General features: G+C 68.5%; 16 protein-coding genes. 9 read left to right on the forward strand and 7 right to left on the reverse strand.

The genetic code is table 11. The features are described 5' to 3' along the window. Positions 1–436: 436 nt before the first annotated feature. Positions 437–796: a hypothetical protein gene (locus J5226_RS04445; RefSeq protein WP_215838656.1), complete on the reverse strand. Its 360-nt coding sequence runs from the start codon at positions 794–796 to the stop codon at positions 437–439. 251 nt (positions 797–1,047) lie between these two features. Further along, positions 1,048–3,594, reverse strand: coding sequence for an ATP-dependent helicase HrpB (hrpB, locus tag J5226_RS04450; RefSeq protein ID WP_215838657.1), 2,547 nt, complete (start codon positions 3,592–3,594; stop codon positions 1,048–1,050). A 177-nt stretch (positions 3,595–3,771) separates the two neighbouring features. Here hrpB and J5226_RS04455 point away from each other — a divergent pair, with 177 nt between their 5' ends. Continuing rightward, entirely contained in the window at positions 3,772–4,563 is a 792-nt protein-coding gene (locus tag J5226_RS04455; RefSeq protein ID WP_215838658.1) for a TatD family hydrolase, read from the forward strand. 77 nt (positions 4,564–4,640) lie between these two features. On the opposite strand, the gene J5226_RS04460 is transcribed toward J5226_RS04455, so the two are convergent. Beyond that, complete coding sequence (locus J5226_RS04460) at positions 4,641–7,784, reverse strand: TonB-dependent receptor (protein ID WP_215838659.1); 3,144 nt, start codon at positions 7,782–7,784, stop codon at positions 4,641–4,643. 24 nt (positions 7,785–7,808) lie between these two features. Here J5226_RS04460 and J5226_RS04465 point away from each other — a divergent pair, with 24 nt between their 5' ends. Both J5226_RS04465 and J5226_RS04470 read left to right on the forward strand, forming a co-directional pair. Further along, a complete protein-coding gene (locus J5226_RS04465) occupies positions 7,809–8,021 on the forward strand; it encodes a hypothetical protein (RefSeq protein WP_215838660.1) in 213 nt (70 codons plus the stop codon). Positions 8,022–8,166: 145 nt separating this feature from the next. Further along, positions 8,167–9,018 carry a hypothetical protein gene (locus tag J5226_RS04470; protein ID WP_215838661.1) on the forward strand — a complete coding sequence of 284 codons (852 nt, stop codon included), beginning with the start codon at positions 8,167–8,169 and terminating at the stop codon, positions 9,016–9,018. Positions 9,019–9,122: 104 nt separating this feature from the next. Here J5226_RS04470 and J5226_RS04475 read toward each other — a convergent pair whose 3' ends face one another. The 3 genes from J5226_RS04475 to J5226_RS04485 form a co-directional block, all read right to left on the reverse strand. Next, entirely contained in the window at positions 9,123–9,659 is a 537-nt protein-coding gene (locus J5226_RS04475) for a hypothetical protein (protein ID WP_215838662.1), read from the reverse strand. Positions 9,660–10,654: 995 nt separating this feature from the next. Beyond that, positions 10,655–11,467, reverse strand: coding sequence for an ABC transporter permease (locus J5226_RS04480; RefSeq protein WP_215838663.1), 813 nt, complete (start codon positions 11,465–11,467; stop codon positions 10,655–10,657). After that, a complete protein-coding gene (locus J5226_RS04485) occupies positions 11,464–12,387 on the reverse strand; it encodes an ABC transporter ATP-binding protein (RefSeq protein WP_255322993.1) in 924 nt (307 codons plus the stop codon). The genes J5226_RS04480 and J5226_RS04485 overlap by 4 nt, the downstream gene beginning before the upstream one ends. A 323-nt stretch (positions 12,388–12,710) precedes the next feature. On the opposite strand from J5226_RS04485, the gene J5226_RS04490 reads away from it, so the two are divergent. The 4 genes from J5226_RS04490 (at position 12,711) to J5226_RS04505 (ending at position 17,317) form a co-directional block, all read left to right on the forward strand. Further along, on the forward strand, positions 12,711–13,457 hold the full coding sequence (locus J5226_RS04490; RefSeq protein WP_215838665.1) for a ferredoxin--NADP reductase: 747 nt from the start codon (positions 12,711–12,713) through the stop codon (positions 13,455–13,457). 219 nt (positions 13,458–13,676) lie between these two features. Further along, positions 13,677–15,215 (forward strand): alpha/beta hydrolase, encoded by a 1,539-nt coding sequence (locus J5226_RS04495; RefSeq protein ID WP_215838666.1) that lies wholly within the window; start codon positions 13,677–13,679, stop codon positions 15,213–15,215. A gap of 171 nt (positions 15,216–15,386) precedes the next feature. Continuing rightward, positions 15,387–16,133: an ATP-binding cassette domain-containing protein gene (locus tag J5226_RS04500; RefSeq protein ID WP_215838667.1), complete on the forward strand. Its 747-nt coding sequence runs from the start codon at positions 15,387–15,389 to the stop codon at positions 16,131–16,133. Continuing rightward, positions 16,130–17,317 carry an ABC transporter permease gene (locus J5226_RS04505; protein WP_215838668.1) on the forward strand — a complete coding sequence of 396 codons (1,188 nt, stop codon included), beginning with the start codon at positions 16,130–16,132 and terminating at the stop codon, positions 17,315–17,317. Before J5226_RS04500 ends, J5226_RS04505 begins: the two co-directional genes overlap by 4 nt. Before the next feature lie 188 nt (positions 17,318–17,505). Here the strand turns inward: J5226_RS04505 and J5226_RS04510 are convergent, their stop codons facing one another. Continuing rightward, the gene (locus tag J5226_RS04510; RefSeq protein ID WP_215838669.1) at positions 17,506–18,549 is read right to left on the reverse strand and encodes an energy transducer TonB; all 1,044 of its coding nucleotides are present in this window, start codon (positions 18,547–18,549) and stop codon (positions 17,506–17,508) included. Positions 18,550–18,900: 351 nt separating this feature from the next. Here J5226_RS04510 and J5226_RS04515 point away from each other — a divergent pair, with 351 nt between their 5' ends. Together J5226_RS04515 and J5226_RS04520 are read left to right on the forward strand one after the other, a co-directional pair. Beyond that, a complete protein-coding gene (locus tag J5226_RS04515; protein WP_215838670.1) occupies positions 18,901–19,965 on the forward strand; it encodes an SPFH and helix-turn-helix domain-containing protein in 1,065 nt (354 codons plus the stop codon). After that, positions 19,965–21,077 carry a zinc ribbon domain-containing protein gene (locus tag J5226_RS04520; protein WP_215838671.1) on the forward strand — a complete coding sequence of 371 codons (1,113 nt, stop codon included), beginning with the start codon at positions 19,965–19,967 and terminating at the stop codon, positions 21,075–21,077. Before J5226_RS04515 ends, J5226_RS04520 begins: the two co-directional genes overlap by 1 nt. The last annotated feature ends 86 nt before the right edge of the window (positions 21,078–21,163 follow it).

The following is a 21,163-nucleotide window of genomic DNA, read 5'->3' on the forward strand; positions in this document are numbered from 1 at the left end:
CACTATGGCTCGGAGTTGCGCGGGGCCGCGCCATAAGGGTCATCCTGACCCATGGCGCGCGTGCGCATCCATGCGCACGCCCTCCGGGGCTGCGGGGCGTGTGCTTTGCTTGGGGATACGTCAAAGCAAGCAGCAACGGCAACGGCAACGGCAACGGCAAAACAGATTCCGGCGCAGTGGGGTTTCGACGTAGTTGCGATGTCGCGGTCGCAGCTTGCGCAGCTCCTACAGGGGCTTGGGATAGTTCGTATCCGACTGTAGGAGCTGCGCAAGCTGCGACCGCGACAATCGGATCGCGACGAAACTCCGATGCCGAAGCATCCGCAAATGCCGCCCCGATCGCCCAATGAAAAAGCCGACGCTCTCGCGTCGGCTTTCTCGTATCGCCTGCGACGCTGCAGCGCCGCGCATCGTTCGCGCGAACGAACCGTCCGGCTTACTCCGCCGCGGTCTCATCCGCACCGTTGCGCGCCCGCCGCCGCGCGCTGCCCGGCGCCGCGCGGCGCGCGTCGATGCGGCGCGCCGAGCCTTCGATCGGATCGCCTTCGGCCTGCTTGCGCGCCTTGCGCCGCGCCGCGGCGTACCACAGCAAACCGGCGCCGGCGACGGCGGCCACGGCGACCACCGGGTTGCGGCGGATGAAGCCGCCGGCGGTGCGCGCGCCGGCCTTGACCACGCCGAGCTTGGCGCCGGTGTCGAGCCACTGGCCGGCCTTGGGCGCGGCTTCCTTGAGGTTGGCGCTGATCGCGTGCACCAATTCCAGTGCGCGGTCGGGCAGGGAATCGAACTTGCTCATCGTGTCGGTCCTGGACGAGAGAAACGGGCTCCAGTGTCGGCGCGCCACCGTTGAAATTCTGTGAGCGGGGCCGCGCTGGAGGGGGTGTGGGCTGAACGTGGGGAAGAGGATACGACGAGTGGAGGGGCGTCGTGGTTGCGGTGGCGCGGTCGCGGCTTGCGCCGCTCCTACAGGGGGCGATCGGGGATGCGCCGCGATCGGGTTTCGGCGCGGGTTCCGCGTCCGTTGAGACGCGCTGTTCTCAACGGACGTTACGTGCCGCGAGGCTTGGCCCGATGCGTCGCCTTCGCGGTCCAGGGATCGTCGGGCCACGGGTGCTTGGGATAGCGTCCCTTCATTTCCTTCTTCACTTCCGGATATGTGCGCTCCCAAAAACCGCGCAGGTCTTGGGTGACCTGCAGCGGCCGGCCGGCTGGCGAGAGCAGGTGCAAAGTCAGCGGCACGCGGCCGTCGGCGATGCGCGGGGTGTCGGCGAGGCCGAACAGTTCCTGCAGCTTCACCGCCAGCACCGGCGGCTGCGCGGCGCCGCGGCCGTCGTCGGCGTGATCGTCGTAGCCGTACTCGATCGCGCGCTCCATCCCCGAGGGCACGACGATGCGCGTGGGCGCGAGCGCGTCGAGCTTCTGCCGCCACGACCAATCGCACAACGAACGCAACGCTTCGCCGAAACCGGCTTCGTCGAGCGCGTCCAGCCGGGTCTTGCCGCTGAGCGCGGGCTTGAGCCATTGATCCAGGCGTTCGAGCAAGCCGCCGTCCGACAAATCCGGCAGCGGCGCGTCGGCTTGCGCGAGCTCGGGCATCCACTCGCGCAGGCAGCGCACGCGCGCGCGCCACTGGCGCAGGCCCGCGGTCCACGGCAGCGCGTCCAGGCCGAGTTGGCGCACCGCGTCGACCAGCGCGTCGGCGTAACGCGAAGGATCCGGCCGCGCCAGCGGGCGGCTGTCGATCACGATGCGGTCGTAGCGGCGCTCGCGCACCGCGGCGATGCCGCGCGCGTTAGCGTCCCACACCACCCGGTCTTCGCTGACGAAGCGCTGCGGGAACTCGCGCTCCAGCCGCGCCTCGTCGAGCGGCGCGGCGCGCAGGATGCGCGCGTCGCGCGGGTCGTCGCGCAGTTCGCTGACCACCAGCCACGGCTCGCCGTACACCGCGCTGTCGTCGAACAGCTTGGCGCTGCGGCCGTTGGCGAGTTGGTAGCGGTACGGGTCGCTCGGATGCTGGCGCGCGATGCGGTCGGGGAACGCGTGCAGCAACAGATCGCCGAGCGCATGCGCGGGCGCCGACGGCGGCGGCGGGTTGTCCGCGCGCAAGCGCCGGCGCCATTGCTTGCTGGCCTGATCGAGCGCGGCCAGCGCCGAGCGCGAGGCGTCCGCCGGCGCGCGTCCGGCGCGGAACGCGGCCAGCGCTTGCCAGCGCGCGTGCAGCGCGTCGCCGCCGCTGCGCAGCGGATCGCGCGCTTCCAGCAGCGCGGCCAGATCGCAGGCCAGCGCGCGTTCGCGGGCGTCGCTGGGCGCCAACAGCATCGCGGCCAGACGCGGATGCGTGCCTAAGGCGAGCATGCGCCGCCCGAACGCGGTGATCGCGAGCTGCCCGCCCGCGCCGTGTTCCAGCGCGCCCAAGCGCAGCAACAGTTCGCGCGCCGCGCCCATCGCGCCGGGCGGCGGCGCGTCGACGAAGCGCAGGCCGGCGTCGCCCCACGCCGCCAGTTCCAGCGCGAGGCCGGCCAGTTCGACCTGGGCCATCTCGGGCCGGCGCTGCGGCTCCAGGCGCTGCGATTCGGGCCACAGGCGATACGCCCAACCGTCGGCGACGCGGCCGGCGCGGCCGGCGCGCTGATCGGCCGAAGCTTGGGCGATGGCGACCACGTCCAATCGCGCGAAACCGCTGTTGGGGTCGTAGCGCGGCTCGCGCGCGAGGCCCGAATCGATCACCACGCGCACGCCGGGCAAGGTCACGCTGGATTCGGCGACGTTGGTCGCCAGCACCACGCGGCGGCGGCCGTCGGGATCGGGTTGCAACACGCGGCTTTGTTGTTCGACCGGCAATTCGCCGTGCAGCGCCAGCACATCGACGCCGCGCGCGGCTTCGCTGCCGGCCAAGGCGACGTCGGCGCGAGCGATTTCGCGTTGGCCGGGCAGGAACACCAACACATCGCCGGGATGCGCGGTCAGCGCATGCTCGACCGTGCGCTTGAGTTGATGTTCGAGCTTCTCTTCGCGCCGCGCGGGAAAGTGCCCGATCTCCACCGGATAGCTGCGCCCGGCGCTGCTCAGCCGCGGCGCGTCGAGGAACTGGGCCAGGCGCTCGCCGTCGAGCGTCGCCGACATCACCACGATGCGCAGGTCCTCGCGCAACGAGGCCTGCACGTCCAGCGCCAGCGCCAGACCGAGATCGGCGGCCAGATGGCGCTCGTGGAATTCGTCGAACAGCAGTGCGCCGACGCCTTCGAGCATCGGATCGTCCTGGATCATCCGGGTCAGGATGCCCTCGGTGACGACCTCGATGCGGGTGCGCGCGGACACCTTGTTCTCGAAGCGGATGCGGTAGCCCACGGTTTCGCCGGCCGGCTCGCCGCGTTGGCGCGCCATGAACTGGGCCGCGGCGCGCGCGGCGACCCGGCGCGGTTCGAGCATGACGATCTTGCGGCCCTGAAGCCACGGCGCGTCCAGCAGCGCCGGCGGCACTTGCGTGGTCTTGCCGGCGCCCGGCGGGGCCTCCAGCACCAGACGCGGATGGGCGGCGAGGCTGTCGCGGATCTGCGGCAGCAGCGGATCGATGGGGAAGGCGGGGCTGTTCACCCGCGCAAGGATACGGACCCGCGGCGGCGGCCGGAATGGCGCGGCGCGGCCGGCCGCGGACGCAGCGAAGCGGCGACGGCCCGGCGCGGCCCGCCATCGCGAGTCCGCCGCCGCGCGGCTTGGGCCGGATGCGGCGACCCTCTAAACTGCGCGCTGCCCCCGCTTCCGCTCCGCCCCATGCAACTGATCGACATCGGCGCCAACCTCACCCACGACAGCTTCGACCACGACCGCGACGCCGTGCTGCAACGCGCGCGCGACGCCGGCGTGGCGCGCATGGTGATCACCGGCGCCAGCCGCGAGCATTCGCCCAAGGCGCTGGAACTGGCGCAGCGGCATCCCGGCGAACTGTTCGCCACCGCCGGCGTGCACCCGCACCACGCCAGCGAATACACCGCCGAATGCGACGCGGAAATGCGCGCGCTGCTGGCCCACGACGAGGTGGTCGCGGTCGGCGAATGCGGCCTGGATTACTTCCGCGATTTCTCGCCGCGTCCGGCGCAGCGGCGCGCGTTCGAGATGCAGCTGCAGACCGCGGCCGACACCGGCAAGCCGCTGTTCCTGCACCAGCGCGACGCGCACGACGATTTCGTCGCGATGATGAAGAACTTCGACGGCAAGCTCGGCCCGGCCGTGGTGCATTGCTTCACCGGCACGCGCGAGGAACTGTTCGCCTATCTCGACCGCGATTGGTACATCGGCATCACCGGCTGGCTGTGCGACGAGCGCCGCGGCCTGCACCTGCGCGAGTTGGTCAAGCACATTCCCGCGCAGCGGCTGATGATCGAAACCGACGCGCCGTACCTGCTGCCGCGCACGGTCAAGCCGGCGCCCTCGCATCGGCGTAACGAGCCGATGTATCTGGCCCATATCGTCGAGGAACTGGCGCGCGACCGCGGCGAGGACACCGCCGTCGCGGCCGCCCACAGCACCGCCACCGCCACGCAGTTCTTCCGCTTGCCGGGCTGAGCCGCAAAAAAAAGGGCCGGCCCGTCGGAGAGCGGGCCGGCCATCGAGTGTTACTGCCTACACTTCGCGGTACAGCGTCAGAACTTCCACTCGAACGCCAGGTTGTAGCGGCGGCCGAGCACATCGTAGGTGGAGAACGAGTCGGCCGAGGTCTGCGCCGGGAACGGCGGTTCCTTGTCGAACAGGTTCGTCACCGCCAAACGCAGCAGGGCGTGATCGTTGATGCGGTAGCGCACGCCGCCGTTGAACAGCCAGTAATCGCCGACCTTGAGGATGTCGCGGGTTTCCGGCGTGTTGAGCACGTTGAACTCGGCGCTGCTGAGGTAGTTGCCGGTCAGGTTCAGACCCCACTTGCCCATCTCCCAGGCGCCGCTGAGCTGGTACTGGCGCTTGGAGGTGCCGATCTCGCCGGCCGACGGGTTCGGCGCGACGCCGGTCACGTCGACGGTCAGTTCCTTGGGGAAATAACCGGTCAGACCGAAGGCGAAGCGGCCGAAGCGGTCGGTGTCGAAGCGGTACGCGATCTCGGTCGAGTAGGCCTCCATCGTCAGCGACTTGCCGTTGACGAAACCGCTGATGAAGGTGGTCGCCTGACCCGCGCCGGCGGTGCTGCCCGGCGCGTTGCGGACGATGCGGCTGCAGAACGAGTTGGCGTTGGGCACGTCGCCGGCGTTGAAGTCCGCGGCGTCGAAGCACGCGGTGGCGATGTCGGACGCGGTCAGGCTGCTGATGACGTCCTTGATCTTGATGTTGTAGTAGTCGGCGGTGACGGTCAGGCCTTCGGCGAACGACGGCGCCCAGGTGAAGCCGTAGGTGTAGGAGTCGGCCGACTCGTTGCGCAGGTTCGGATTGCCGCCGGAAATGCCCTGGATCGACGCGCCGTTGGCGTTGGAGGTGAAGTTGGTCAGGCCGTAGTAGTTCAAGAACGCCTGGCAGTTGCGCTGGCGGTTGGCGACGTTGGCGCCGCTGTTGATGAAGCGCGCGTCGCAGGGGTCGCCGGTGACGAACTGGAACGAGGTCGCCTGCGGCAGGAAGGCTTCGGTGATCGCCGGCGAACGCAGCGAACGGGTGAAGTTGCCGCGGATTTCCAGGTCCTCGAACGGCTTCCACTGCAGGCCGTAGGTGTAGGTGTCGAACTTGCCGTTGATCGAGTTGTCGACCTGACGGTACTTGCCGATCACGTCCAGCTTGCGCAGGCCGATGAAGTTGCGCTCGGGGTTGACCAGCGGCAGCACGAACTCGCCGAACCACTCGTTGGTGGTGTACTGGCCCTGCAGCGGGGTGATCGGCACCGAACGGCCCAGGCCCTGCTCGAGGAACGAGCCCGGATCGAACAGGCCGCTTTCCTTGCGGTGTTCGAAACCGATGTTGTACTGCAGCGGCCCGCTCCACAGATTGAACAGGGTGCTGGAGACGTTGATGTTGTACACCTCCTGCTCCTGCAGCGCCTGCGAGGCGGTGCGGGTGGTGACGTACTGGCGCGCGGCGGCGCTCGGGCGGCCTTCGCCGAGCAGGTCCAGCGGCACGCAGTTCGGATCGGGCTTGGCGGTGACGCCGCCGGGCACGACCACGCCGGCCACCGGCGCGCCGGCGCAGACGATCTGGCCGTTGACGTTGACGACGTTGAGCGCGTTGACGAAGTTCTGCTGATTGAGCGAGGTGCCGTACGCGCGCGAGTCGCTGCGGCCGTAGTTGGCCGAGGCTTCCCAGTAGAACGTGCGCTCGCCGATGTCGAAGTCGCCTTCCAGGCCCAACACGATCCGGCCCAACTCGGTGGTGCCGCTGCCGTTGTTGGTGATCAGATCGCGCGAAGCGCGCGAGAGGTTGAACGAGGTGACGCCCAGGCTTTGCAGCTTGGCGCGGGCCTGATCGGTCAGCAGCGCGTAGCTGGTCGGGAAGCGCAGCATCGAGCTGGCGCCGCCGAACAAGGGCGAGTTGTAGGCCCACTGGTCGGTCAGCTCGGTGCTTTCGGCCGAGTAGAACGAGCCTTCCATGAACACGTCGATGCGGTCGGTCAGACCCCAGCGCGCGGTGGTGTTGACCGACATGCGCTTGAGGTCGGAGATCACCTGACCGGCATCGACCAGGCTGATGCCGTCGCCGCCGCTGGAATCGGTGGCCGAGAACGGAATGCCCTGGTTGTACGGCACCAGATTGCCGCTGCGGTCGAAGGCCAGCACGGTGTTGCCGCCGGGGCCGAAACCGTTGGCGATCATGTTGTCGGTGCCGGGCTTGAACGCGCCGCTGACCGGCGAGATCAGGCCGCCGAACGGGGTCGACCAGATGCGGCGGTCCTTGATCAGCACGCCGTTGGGAATGCCGTCGCTGTTGCCGGTGTTGAACGGGATGTTCGGGTTGTAACGACCGTCGTTGGCCGGCGTGCGGCCCGGGAACAGCGCGGCCATGCGCGCGGCCAACGGGTTGGCGGCGTTGAAGTAGCCGGCGCGGAAGAAGTCGCGATCGCGCTGCAGCACGCCCTTGCTGTCGTCGTAGGTGAACGAGAAGGTGACGTTGCCGCGGCCGTCGTCGAAGTTCGCGCCGACCAAGGCCCAGGCGTTGTAGCGCTCGTTGTCGCCCTGCTCGGTGACGCCGTAGCTGACGCCGGCTTCCACGCCTTCGTAGTTCTTGCGCAGGATCACGTTGACCACGCCGGCGATCGCGTCGGAGCCGTAGGTCGGCGCGCCGCCGATGGCGATGTTCTCCACGCGTTCGACCAGCGCGGTCGGAATCGCGTTGAGGTCGACCTGCAGGCCCGGCGCGGCCGGTCCGAACAGCGTGGTCGGCGCGCTGGTGACGAAGCGGCGGCCGTTGACCAGGGTCAAGGTGCGCGCGCTGCCGATGCCGAAGCGGTTGACGAAGTTGACGCCGGTGCCGAACGTCGCCTGTCCGCCTTCGGGCGTGATGCCGACGCCGAAGCCGGGAATTTCGTTGAGCGCGTCGGCGACGTTGGTGATGCCGCGCGCGGCGATGTAGTCCTTCGAAACCACGGTGGCCGGTTCGAGCGTGTCGAAGCCGGCGCGGCGGATGCGCGAACCGGTAACGACCAGGCGGTCCAGATCGGTCGTGTTGGTGGCCGGCTTATCGGCCGCTTTCTCCGCGGCGGGCTGGTCGGCCGGCGCGGGCTGCTGAGCCAGGGCGGCCGGAACGGCCAGAACCAGGCAGATGCCCAGCATGAGCGGCGAACGGCGCGGCACCCCGCCGCGACGGTGAGTCGTTTGCATGAGTTTTCCCCCGAAAAGTCATCCGTGGCCTTGCGCCACGGGAATCTCATTAGTAGGTCGGGGTCGGTGGCCGATGCAACAAAAAAACGTAACAAAATGTTTACTCTTGCTAACTTGTTGATTTTTAAAGACATAAACGGGCTGAATGCAACAGGCATCCAGCAAGATTCGTTAAGGATTGCGCTGAATGCGGCAAAATATTGGCTCCTTTGTTGGCTCGATTTACTCGATTTATGATGGAGCCAATCGATGATTCCGGCGTCGCGAGCGAGTCGTCGCGTAGGCGCTCTTGCCGGCTCGCCGCGCCGGCCTCGGCGGCGCGGCAGCGAGGCGAACCCGTTACCCTGTCGCGCTGCCTTCCCGCCCTTATCCGCCCGCGCCCATGCCGACCGCCCTCGCCGAAAACCGCTCGCCCGCGTTCGTTCCGCTGGCCCTGTCCACCTTGGTGTTCGTGTTGTCCGGCGCGTTCGTGCTGGTCGCGGCGCTGTCCTCGCCGGCGACGCAGAGCGCGGGTTTGAACGCGGCGCAGTGGCTGTGTTCGATCGGCTCGCTGATCGGCTTCATCGCCGCGCTGGCCTGCGTGCTGACCGATCGCCGCGGCGTGCCGGCGCGGCCGTGGGCCTGCATCCTCGCCGCGCTGGTGCTGATCTTCGGCCTCGGCGTGGCATGGTCGCTGCTGCAAACGCCGCTGATGCCGGGCTTGGCCCAGCGGTTCGGCGCGCAGACGCTGAGCGCGTGGGCCGCGGCGTTCGGCGCGCTCAAGGTGGTGGCGGTGAATCTGATCGCGCTGCCGCTGGCGTGGTGGCTCGGCGGCCGCGGCGCGGTGCCGGTGCAGTGGACTTCGCGGCAACGCCGCGTCATCGGCGCGCTGATCGCGCTGAGCCTGGGCGCGGGCGTCGCGCTGCTGGTGCAGACCGCGGCCGCGGCGTTCACCTCGCTCGGCGACGGCGAACAGCGCGCCGGCATGAGCGTGGTCGGCCTGGGCATCGGCGCGGTGCACGCGCTGACCGCGCTGATCGCGCCGGTGCGGCGCGGCTCCGGCGCGCTGCCGGCGTTGCTGTCGTCGCTGCTGACGCCGGTGCTGATCGTGCTGGGTTCGTTGCCGGCCGTGCTCGGCGGCGAGGATTGGAACCTCGCCGCGCGCGTGATCGCCGTGGTGGCGGCGTTGCTGATCGCGCCGGTCGCTTCGTGGTTGCTGGTGCGCTGGCTGCACGGGCGCATGGCGCGCGGCTGAAGACGCGCGCGAGGATCCGGCCAAGAGGATCCCGGCTAGAAGAATCCGGCGAAAACGAAAACGGCCCGCAGTGCGGGCCGTTTCTTCGTGCGTCGCGCGAGCGATCAGTACACGGCCAGATCGCCGCAACCGCCGGTGAGCTTGTCCATGCCGTCGACGGTCACATCGACCGACTGCATGTGCTTGTTGTCGCCGTCGTCGATGCACTCCTGCTTGCTGATCTCGATCACCATCGACTTGGCGCCGTCCTTGGTCTTCAACTCGCCGCTGAGCACGATCAGCGTGCTCGGCGCATCGGCCGGCTGACCGTTGTAGCGCGCGGTGCCGCTGGCCTTCTCGCTGCCGCTGCCCCAGGTCAGATCGACCTTGTGGTTCATCTCGCCGGTGGACTGGATGTCGATGCTCCAGTGTTCGCCGAAGCCCTTGAACGCGGGCACCGGGCTGAGCTTGCCGACCTGATCGGCGCCGATCTTGGCGGACGGCTGCGCGGACGGATCGGATTGAGCGGCCGGCTGCGCGGTGGCCGATGCGGCGCCATCGGCGGCCGGTGCCGGCGCGGCGGCGTCTTTGGCCTTATCCGGCGCGGTGCAGGCGGCGAGGAGAGCGAGCGAGGCGATCGCGGCGAGGGGCATCAGGCGCATGGGGAACTCCTTGGTGGGGCGATTACGCCCGGTGCGGGCGGGCATGCCGGTGCGGGCGGGCATGGTTGTAACGCGGGGCGGGTGCAGGAAGGGTCAATGGTGGGGGAATGCGGTTCAGTTATGCGCGACCAGCATCGTTCTTCCTTCCGATCGACACGCCCCACCGCCCCGTCATTCCTGCGCAAGCAGGAATCCATTTTGCTGTTGCTGCCGCTCTTCGCTTTGACGCATCCCCAAGCCAAGCACACGCCCCGCAGCCCCGGAGGGCGTGCGCATGGATGCGCACGCGCGCCATGGGTCAGGATGACCCTTATGGCGCGGCCCCGCGCCACGTCGAGCCCTAGTGGCTCTTGATTCGAAAACAAGGAAAGCGCCTTTCTTTGGTTACTTTCTTTGGCAAGACAAAGAAAGTGACCCGGCCGCTTGCGGACGGAACGCTTTGGATTGTCGCTTGTCGTCACTCGTTGTTGCGTTGAAGGCAAAACCAGCGGCAAAGTCAAAATGGATTCCGGCTTTCGCCGGAATGACGGTGGGCGGGGTGTCCGCCATCTGCGAGAAGCGCAACTCACACTCCGTCATTCCGGCGAAAGCCGGAATCCATTTTGATGTTGCTTACGCTTTCTCTGGCAAGAGGCGTACGACGACAAGCGAAGATCAAACGCTTAAAGCTTTCGTCCGCAAGCGGCCGAGTTACTTTCTTTGTCTTGCCAAAGAAAGTAACCAAAGAAAGGCGCTTTCCCCGTTTTCGAATCAAGAGCCACTAGGTCCAGCACCGGGCGCGGGGTCGCGCCATAAGGGTCATCCTGACCCATGGCGCGCGCGCATCCATGCGCGCGCCCTCCGGGGCTGCGCAACGGTGACCTCGGGTAGGGTTACGTCCGAGCGAACAGCAACAGCAATGTTGGTTGCTGTTGCTGCCGATGGGCGAGGCTCGTCGTTGTTGCGTTTTCGCGATCGCGGCTTACGCCGCTCCTACAGGGGGCTAGCGGGACAGGTCAGCTGCGCAGGCCCACGCCGCGCTTGAGCAACCACAAGCCCAGCGACGACAACGCCACCACGAACGCCAACATCAACGCGTACGCCACCCACAGCGGCACGTCGCTGCTGCCCAGCAACCCGTAACGGAACGCGTTGACCATGTAGAAGATCGGATTGGCGTGCGTCGCCGCCTCCGCCCACGCCGGCAACAGCTTGACCGAATAGAACACGCCGCCCAGATACGTCAGCGGGGTCAGGATGAAGGTCGGCACGATCGCCACGTCGTCGAACTTCTTCGCGTACACCGCGTTGATGAAACCGGCGAGCGAGAAGATCGTCGCGCCCAGCAGCACCGTGGTGAAGGTCACCAGCGGATGCGGAATGCGCACCGAGGTGAAGCACATCGCGATCAGCAGCACGATCGCACCGACCATCAGCCCGCGCAGCACCGCGCCGGCGACGTAGCCCCACAGGATCACCCAGTTCGGCATCGGGCTGACCAGCAGCTCCTCGACGTGGCGGCCGAACTTGGCGCCGAAGAAGCTCGAGGAGATGTTGCCGTAGCTGTTCTGGATCACGCTCATCATCACCAGGCCGGGGACGATGAACTCCATATAGGTGTAACCGCCCATGTCGCCGATGCGCGAGCCGATCAGGCCGCCGAAGATCAGGAAGTACAGGGTCATGGTGATCGCCGGCGGCACCAGGGTCTGGCCCCAGATGCGCAGGATGCGGGTGATTTCGCGGCGCACGATGGTGCCCAGCGCGGTGAGGTTGCGGCGCGCGGGCGAAATCTCCGACGGGTTCGCCGATTGGATCTGACGGCTCATGCGGCGCTCCCGGCGGCGGCGGAAGGCTGGGCGATCATGCGCACGAACAGCTCTTCCAGGCGGTTGGACTTGGTGCGCATCGAGCGCACGCGGATGCCGGCCTCGCCGAGCGCGGCGAACACGCGGTTGAGATCCATCGCGCGCGGCATTTCCAGATCCAAAGTGTGGTCGTCGGTGGCCGCGAGGGTCGCGCCTTCGATCTGCGGCAGCGCGGCCGGCAGCACGCCGTCGATGTCGAGCAGGAAGCCTTCCACGTCGAGCATCGCCAGCAGCGCCTTCATCGGCCCCTGCTGCACGATCCGGCCCTGGTCGATGATCGCCAGGTTGCGGCACAGGCTCTCGGCTTCTTCCAGGTAATGCGTGGTGAGGATGATGGTGGTGCCCGCGGCGTTGATCTCGCGCAGGGTCTTCCACATGCCGCGGCGGATTTCGATGTCGACGCCGGCGGTGGGTTCGTCGAGGATCAGCAAGCGCGGGCGGGTCATCATCGCGCGGGCGATCATCAGCCGGCGCTTCATGCCGCCCGACAGCGTGCGGCTCATCTTGTCGGCCTTGTCCCACAGCTGCGCGCGCTTGAGCTCTTCCTCGGCGCGCGCCAGCGCTTCGGCGCGCGGCACGCCGTAGAAGCCGGCGTAGTTGACCAGGATGTCGAGCGGCTTCTCGAACATGTTGAAGTTGATTTCCTGCGGCACCAAGCCGATCAGGCGCATCGCCTGATCGCGGCGGCGCTGCAGGTCGGTGCCGAAGATCTCCACCGCGCCGTCGCTGAGGTTGACCAGCGAGCTGACGATGCCGATCAAGGTGGACTTGCCGGCGCCGTTGGGGCCGAGCAGGGCGAAGAAATCGCCTTCGGCCACGTCCAGGGACACGCCTTTGAGCGCCTGGACCTTGTTGTCGTAGGTTTTGCGCAGGTCGCGCACGCGCAGGGCGGGGACCGCGGCGGCGCTAACCGTGGCGGTGCCGGCCGAAGCCGGACGTGGGCCCGTGGCGGGGGCCGTTGGCTGGGTCATTGCGGGAAGGTCTCGGTCGCTGGCCGCGGGCCTCGCGGCGAATGGCTTAGTATAGGCGGCCCCGTGGCGGCACTCCGGCCACAGTCTGTTGCGAAATCCCGGCATTGCGGCCGCGCCCGAGCGCCCGATCCGGCCCGACTTCGCACAGCCGGCCCCTTCGTCCGCCTCGCGGCGCGGTCGGCCGCCCCTTCCGCGCCCGGCTCCGGCCGGTCGACCACCGAGAACCGTGCCGTATGAAGCAATTCCCGCTCAAGCTCGTCTCGCGCCGCATGCTGGCGCCGACCGTGGGCCACTACGTGTTCCAGCGCGACGACGGCGAGCCCCTGGACTACATCCCCGGACAGTTCATCCAGGTCCACTTCCAATACGCCGACGGCACCGCGACCAAGCGCAGCTATTCGCTGGCGACCATCCACGACCACGCGCTGGGTCCGGGCGAAACGGTCGAGATCGCGGTCAGCTACGTGCCCGGCGGCGCCGCCACCGCGTTGTTCGAGGGTTTGAACGACGGCGACGCGGTGCAGGCCAGCGGCCCGTTCGGCCGCTTCTGCCTGATGCCGGCCGACGCCAACCGCCGTTACCTGCTGATCGCCACCGGCACCGGCGTGACCCCGTACCGGGCGATGCTGCCGCAGCTCGAACAGCAGATCCGCGAGCGCGGGATCGAAGTGGTGCTGCTGTTCGGCGCGCGCACGCCGGAAGAACTGTTGTACGGCGACGAGTTCCGCGCCTTCGCCGAACGCGTGCCGGGCTTCCGCTTCGTGCCGTGCTTCTCGCGCGAGCTGCCGGCGGACCCGCATCCGGACGTGCGCCACGGCTATGTGCAGCAGTTCCTGGCCGAGTTCGCGCCGGAGGGCTCGGGCGACATCGCCTATCTGTGCGGCAATCCGAACATGGTCGATGCTTGCTTCGAGGCCTTGAAGGGCTATGGGCTGGCGGTGCCGCAGATCCGGCGGGAGAAGTACGTTTCGTCGAAGTGAGCCGGGGGTAGCCACCCGCAAGAAACGTGGGCCTGAGAGGTTCTTCCGCGCGGAGCGGGAGGGGCTTTCGGGCCCGATGTTTTTGGGCCGGCGGTGGCGCGGCTTCGGGCAGCGGCGGCGCGGATTAAATTTCGTCCACTTCGAGTGGTCACATTCTTCCCGCCACCGGGGTCTGTCATTCTTGCAGGCGCAACCGCCCTGGCGACGAGATCACGGAACATGCCCATCGATTGGAAGCACCCCCGGCCGCGGCGCGCGGCCTTCGCGCTAGCCGCCGCGCTCGCGGCCATGGCCCTCGCCGGCTGCGGCGGCGGCGCCAACGCCGAGCGCGACGGCGGCGCGGTCAAGCGCCGCTACGGCGCGATCGCGTTCGAGCCGTGCACCCTGGCCTCGCCGTTCGCCACCAGCACCATCGCGGCCCAGTGCGCGCGCTACGCGGTGCCGGAAAACCACGCCGATCCGAACGGCCGCAAGATCGAACTCAACCTCGCCTGGCTGCCGGCCACCGACAGCAGCGCGGCCGAAGACGACCCGGTGTTCTTCCTCGCCGGCGGCCCCGGGCAAGCGGCGACCTCGTCGTGGCCGTTGATCGACGCGGCCTTCCGCGACGTGCGCAAGCGCCGCAACATCCTGCTGGTGGACCAGCGCGGCACCGGCAAATCCGCGCCGCTGACTTGCGCGGAGGCCGTGCCCGAGGACGACGCCGGCCAGGACGAAGCGGCCCAACTCGACGCCTCGATCGACGCCGTGCGCCGCTGCGCGCAAGGCCTGAAAGTCGACGCGCGCTACTTCACCACCACCGACGCCATCGCCGACCTCGACGCGGTGCGCGCGGCAGTCGGCGCGGCCAAGGTCGATCTGGTCGGCGTGTCCTACGGCACCCGCGTCGCCCAGCAATACGCCGGACGTTATCCACAGCACACCCGCGCCGTGGTGCTCGACGGCGTCGCGCCGAACGAATTGGTGCTGGGCAGCGAACACGCGCGCAATCTCGACGCCGCGCTGGCCCAGCAATTCAAGCTGTGCCAGCAGACGCCGGCCTGCCGCGCGCGCTTCGGCGCCGACCCGCGCGAGCAGCTGCGCCGGCTGATGGCGCGGCTGCAGGCCGACCCGGTCGAAGTCGATTACCGCGATCCGTCCACCGGCGAGCCGCGCCGCGAGCGCGTCACCGCCGGCCACGTGGCGATGCTCACGCGCATGTTCTCCTACCAGCCCGAGGCCGCCTCGCTGCTGCCGCTGGTGCTGTCGGAGGCCGACCAGGGCCGCCACGCGCCGCTGCTGGCGCTGTCCAAGATGATCGGCGGCCAGCTCAGCGAAGAGCTCAACTACGGCATGCAGCTGTCGGTGACCTGCGCCGAGGACGCCGACTTGTTCGTCGCCGATCCGGCCGACAAGGACACCGTGCTCGGCAACGCCATGACCGACACGCTCAAGGCCCAGTGCAAGGTCTGGCCGACCGGCGCGCGGCCGAAGAATTTCCACGAACCGCTGCGCTCGAACCTGCCGGTGCTGCTGCTGTCGGGCGAACTCGATCCGGTGACGCCGCCGCGCTACGGCGAACAAGTGCTCAAGAACCTGCCCAACGGCCGCCACCTGGTGCTGCGCGGCCAAGGCCACGGCGCGCTGCGCGTGGGCTGCGCGCCCAAGCTGCTCGGCCAGTTCCTGGAAACCGCCGACGCCAAGAAGCTCGACGCGCGCTGCCTGGATTCGCTGGGCTACGTGCCGCCGTTCGTCTCTTTCACGGGGTGGGAGCCGTGAGGCGAGAGCTGAGCGAAAGGGAATGAGGGGAAAGAAGGGAACAGGGAATGGCGAGGTCGGCTCGGAACCGATTCGCGCTCTCAGTCCCCCGCGATCGCACCCGCGATCCCGACCCCGCCATTCCCTGTTCCCCTCTTTCCCCTCATTCCCCCCTTCTCATAGCGTGTAACCATGATTACCGCCCACGACCTGCATAAATCCTTCAAGACCAAGACCGGCACCGTGAACGCCGTGCAAGGCGTCGACTTCGAGGCGCGCGACGGCGAGATCACCGGACTGCTCGGCCCCAACGGCGCCGGCAAGACCACCACCCTGCGCATGCTCTACACCCTGATGCGTCCCGACCGCGGCGAAGTGCGCGTGGACGGCGTCGACGCGGCCAAAGATCCGGCCGCGGTGCGGCGCGCGCTGGGCGTGTTGCCCGACGCGCGCGGCGTCTACAAGCGCCTGACCGCGCGCGAGAACATCGCTTACTTCGGCGAACTGCACGGGCTCACCCGCGCTCAGATCGAACAGCGCACCGCCGAGCTCGCGCGTGCGCTGGACATGGGCGACATCCTCGACCGCCAGACCGAGGGTTTCTCGCAAGGCCAGCGCACCAAGACCGCGATCGCCCGCGCGCTGGTGCACGACCCGCGCAACGTGATCCTGGACGAACCCACCAACGGCCTGGACGTGATGACCACCCGCGCGATGCGCGGCTTTTTGCGCGGACTGCGCGAGGAAGGACGCTGCGTGATCTTCTCCAGCCACATCATGCAAGAGGTGGCGGCGCTGTGCGACCGCATCGTGATCGTCGCTAAGGGACAGGTCGTCGCCGCCGGCAGCGCCGACGAACTGCGCGCGCAAACCGGCGAGGACAATCTGGAAGACGCCTTCGTCAAGGCGATCGGCAGCGACGAGGGCCTGCACGCATGAACGTGAATCCTTTCGCCGCGTTCTGGTCGGTGGTGCGCAAGGAATTGCGCGACATCTCGCGCGATCGCCGCACCCTCGCGATCACCTTGCTGATGGGCCCGCTGCTGTATCCGCTGCTGATGCTCGGCATGGGTTCGCTGGCCGAGAACCGCGCCCGCACCCAACTCGACAGCGCGCTCAAGGTGCCGGTGGTCGGCGCCGAACACGCACCGAACCTGATCAAGTTCCTCGCCACCCAGAACATCGTCGCGGTGCCCGCGCCGAAGGATCTGGACGCGGCGGTGCAGAACCAGGACCACGACGTCGGCCTGATCGTCTCGGCCGATTTCGCCAAGGACTGGAAGGCCGGGCAGCCGGCGCTGGTGGAGATCGTGCAAGACAGCACCCGCCGCGACGCCGACATTCCCGCGCGGCGCCTGCACGCGGCGCTGGAAGGCTACAGCCGTCAGGTCGGTGCGCTGCGGCTGCTGGCGCGCGGGATTTCCGCCAACGTGATCCAGCCGGTCAACGTCGCCGACCGCGACGTCGCCACCGCCGAGGCCAAGCGCGGCCTGGTGCTGTCGGCGCTGCTGCCGTACCTGCTGATCATGACCTCCTTCGCCGGCGGCGCGTTCCTGATCATCGACGCCACCGCCGGCGAGCGCGAACGCCAATCGCTGGAGCCGCTGCTGGCCACGCCGGCCCCGCGTTCGGCCATCGTCAGCGGCAAGATCGCCGCGGCCTGCGTGCTCGGCCTGTTCTCGCTGCTGCTGACTTTGCTCGCGTTCAAGCTCAGCGCGCAGATGAGCAGCGGCGTGGGGCGCATGCTCGACGTCAGCCTGTACTCGATCGGCAAGATGCTGCTGATCCTGCTGCCGATGTCGTTCATCGGCACCGCGCTGCTGACCTATCTGTCGGCCGCGGCCAAGAGCCTCAAGGAAGCGCAGAGCCACGTCACCTGGCTGATGCTGCTGCCGCTGCTGCCGACCTTCGTGCTGATGGTCAATCCGCTCAAGACCCAGCTGTGGCAGTTCGCGGTGCCGTTCCTCGCGCAGAACCAGTTGCTGCTCAAGGTGATCCGCGGCGAGGCGATCAACGGGCAGATCTGGGTGGTGTATCTGGCTTGCGGCTTCGGGCTGGCGGCGCTGCTGTGGATCGCGGCGGTGCGGCGTTATCACAACGAGCGCTTGGCGATTTCCGGCTGATCCCTCGCAGCCGTGTAGGAGCGGCGTAAGCCGCGACCGCGACACCGCGCTTACGACGCAACCGAGGTTTCGCGGTCGCGGCTCACGCCGCTCCTACAGTCGCAAACCTCACATCGACGAAACCCGACAAAGAAAAAGCCCGGCTCGCGCCGGGCTTTTCCGTTTCGCTTCGATTCCACCCGCGGCGATCAACCGCCCGGATTGAACCCGATCGTACGGCGCGTGGTGACCGGCGCGGGCACCGGCTGGAAGCGCCACTTGCGCACCGCGTTGACCGCTTCGCGATCGAACACGCGCGCCGGGTTGGCGCGGACCACGCGCGCGGCCGTGACCGAGCCGTCGGTGCCGACGGTGAACTCGACCTGGACCTCGCCGGAGGTGCCGGCGCGCAGCGCTTCGGGCGGGTAACGCGGCGCCGGCGTGGACACAGCGCGCAGATCGCTGGCGGCGGCCGCCGGTGCGCTCGGCGCCGGCGCCGGGGCCGGACGTTCCGGCGCGGCAGCGGTGGGCGCGGGCGAGGCGCGCTGTTCGGCCGCGCGTTGCTCGGCGGCGCGCTGTTCCGCGGCGCGCTGGGTCGCGGCCTGACGCTCGGCCGCTTGCTGGGTCGCCAGCTGCTGCGCGGCCTGCTGCTGTTGTTGCTGCTGCTGGGCCTGACGCTGCTTCTCCAGCTCGGCCTGCTTGCGCACCTGTTCCTCGGCGGTCAGCTTTTCCTGCTCGGCGCGCTTGGTCACCGCCTGCTGGGCGCTGGCGATGGCGGCCTTGAGCCGGGCCAGCGCCGGATGCTGCGAATCGGCGCGTTCGATCAGCGCCGACAGGCGCTGGGCTTCGCTGAAATCCTCGCGGCCGATGCTTTGCTCGGTGGCGATCACCGTCATCGGCAGCAGGTCGGTCAGCGCGCTGGAGGCCACCGCATCGGCCGGCGCTTTTTCGCGCAGGGCCAGGTAGTACTCCACCGCGTTGTCTTCGGCCGGCGCGTACAGGCGGTTTTCCGCGTACGCCTTGCGCGCGGCTTCGCGCAGCTGGTCCACCGTCAGCGCCGATACCTTGGCCGAAACGGCGTTGCCCGCGTTCACCGCCGGCGCGGCGGCGCTCGGCGCGGCCTGCTCCGGCGCGGCCGGGGCGGCCTCTTCTTTCTTACCGCAGGCCGCCAGCGCGCATCCGAGCGCGAACACGGCGGACACCTGCTTCACAGCGGACAGCCGGCTGTAGTGCCGGTCGTTATTGGCGATCATCGATAAAAGCTCCCCTGAAGTACGCGAGTCCCCGTCCGATACGGGGCCGGGCGCACGCCGGATAGAACGCGCTAGCGGGCCGCGTTTGTCAAGCATTCAGGTTGCCGCGGCCCGCCGCGATGGGCGTCAGAAGCCGAGTGTGCCATCCATCGCGGGCCGCACCGATACCGGGTGTGTCGGTTCGCAGGCGGGCACGCGACCGTCGCCACAGTTCCGGCGTGCCGTCGGACCGCGCCGCCGGCCGACCGTGCGCCGGCGAACGGAAACCCGCCCCCTGCCGGCCCCGCTGGCGGAACCGTCGCCGCCCTGCTCTAGAATCGCCGCACCACTGGCAGGAAGCGGAGCGGCGACATGAGCATTCTGGGTTTCATCAAGGGCGAGCTGCTGGAGATCATCGAGTGGACCGATGACTCGCGCGACACCCTCTCCTACCGTTTCCCCGACGACGACAAGGAGATCAAGAACGGCGCCCAGTTGATCGTGCGCGAATCGCAGCAGGTCCAGTTCGTCGCCGCCGGCCAGTACGCCGACCTGTTCGGCCCCGGCAAGCACACGCTCAAGACCGAGAACATTCCGGTCCTGTCGACCATCCTGGGCTGGAAATACGGCTTCGAGTCGCCGTTCAAGTGCGACGTCTACTTCCTCAACACGCGCTTGTTTACCGGCAACAAGTGGGGCACGGCCAACCCGGTGATGATGCGCGACGCCGACTTCGGCGTGGTCCGCCTGCGCGCGTTCGGCACCTACGATTTCCGCATCGTCGATCCGCCCCGGTTCCTCAAGGAAGTGGCCGGCACCGACCAGAATTTCCGCCTCGACGAATTCGCCGACACCATGCGTTCGCGCATCGTCAGCGTGTTCACCGAAGCGCTCGCCACCGCCAAGGTGCCGGCGCTGGACGTGGCCTCGCGCTACACCGAACTGGGCGAAGCGCTGCTGCCGGTCATCAACCCGGCGATGACCTCCAAGTACGGTATCGAGATCACCTCGTTCGTGCTGGAGAACGTGTCGGTGCCCCCGGAAGTGGAGAAGGCCATCGACGCGCGTTCGAGCATGAGCGCGGTCGGCAACCTCAACGACTACGTCAAATTCCAGATGGGCAGCGCGATGGGCCAGGGCGGCGACGCCTCGGCCGCGGTGCCGGCGCAAATGGCGGTGGGTTTCGGCATCGCCCAAGAAATGATGCGCGGCATGCAGGGCGCGCCGCAGGGCAACGCCCCGGCCGCGGCGCCGGCGGCCGAGGCCGCGCCCGCCGCCGGGCTTGAGGTGCTCACGCCGGAACAAGCGGCCACCGCGCTCGGCGTGTCGGTCGAGGACGTGATGGCCGCGATCGCCGCCGGCGATCTGAAGGCGCGCAAGATCGGCAACGCCACCCGCATCGCCAAGAGCGCGCTCGAAGAATTCCTGCGCGGCTGATGGACAACGCCACCGTCGGAAAACATCCCTGCCCGGAGTGCGGCGGGGATTTGCAATGGAATGCGTCCAAGCAGGCGCTGGCCTGCCCGTACTGCGGCACCGTGGTGCCGTGGTCGCCGGCGCAGGAAGCGCAGGGCCTGCAAGTGGTGCAGGAACTGGATCTGGCGCGCGCGCTGTCCGAACACCCCAGCGACCAGCGCGGCTACGCCGGCGACGGCGCGCCGCGCGAGGTGCAATGCCAAAGCTGCAAGGCGATTTCGGTGTTCGTCGACGGCAAGGTCGCGCAGCGCTGCGAGTTCTGCGGTTCGCCGTCGATCATCGACCATCAATCGCTGGGCGACGCGATCACCCCGCAAAGCCTGCTGCCGTTCAAGATCAGCGACGGCCAAGTGCGCGACGCGATCCGCAAGTGGTACGGCACCCGCTGGTTCGCGCCGAACCGGCTCAAGCGCGCAGCGCTGACCGACACGCTCAAGGGCGTGTACCTGCCGTACTGGACCTTCGACGCGCACGTCGCCGCGCGCTGGACCGCCGAGGCCGGCTACTACTACTACGACACCGAGAGCTACACCGAGAACGGCGAGCGCAAGACCCGCGAAGTGCGCAAGGTGCGCTGGGAATCGGCCTCGGGCTCGCTGCGGCATTTCTTCGACGACGAGCTGGTGCCCGGCACGGTCGGCGTGCATTCCGATCTGCTCGACAAGATCGGCCGCTTTCCGACCACCACCGACCTCAAGCCGTATTCGCCCGAGTTCGTGCGCGGCTGGGTGGTGGAGCGCTATCAGGTCGATCTGCGCCAAGCCGCGCAGATCGGGCAGGCGCAGATGCAAGACCAGACCCGCAGCCTGTGCTCGGCCGAGGTGCCCGGCGACACCCAGCGCAACCTGCAGGTCGACGCCGATTTCAGCGGCCGCACCTTCAAGCACGTGCTGGTGCCGGTGTGGCTGGTCAGCTACACCTACGGCTCGCGCAGCTTCCAGGTGCTGGCCAACGGCTACACCGGCGCGCTGGCCGGCGAGCGGCCCTACAGCTGGGTCAAGATCTTCTTCGCCGCGCTGGCGGCGGCGATCGCGCTGCTGGTGCTGCTGGCGGTGTTCGGCGGGAACCGCTGAGTTATCCACAAGGGCGGTTTATCCACAGCCCCGGCCGCGCCGGGGCTCGTGGCGGCCGCGGGCAGGTCCGGCTTGTGGATAAGCCG

The sequence above is a fragment of the Lysobacter sp. K5869 genome, assembly GCF_018847975.1.
Lineage (GTDB): Bacteria > Pseudomonadota > Gammaproteobacteria > Xanthomonadales > Xanthomonadaceae > Lysobacter.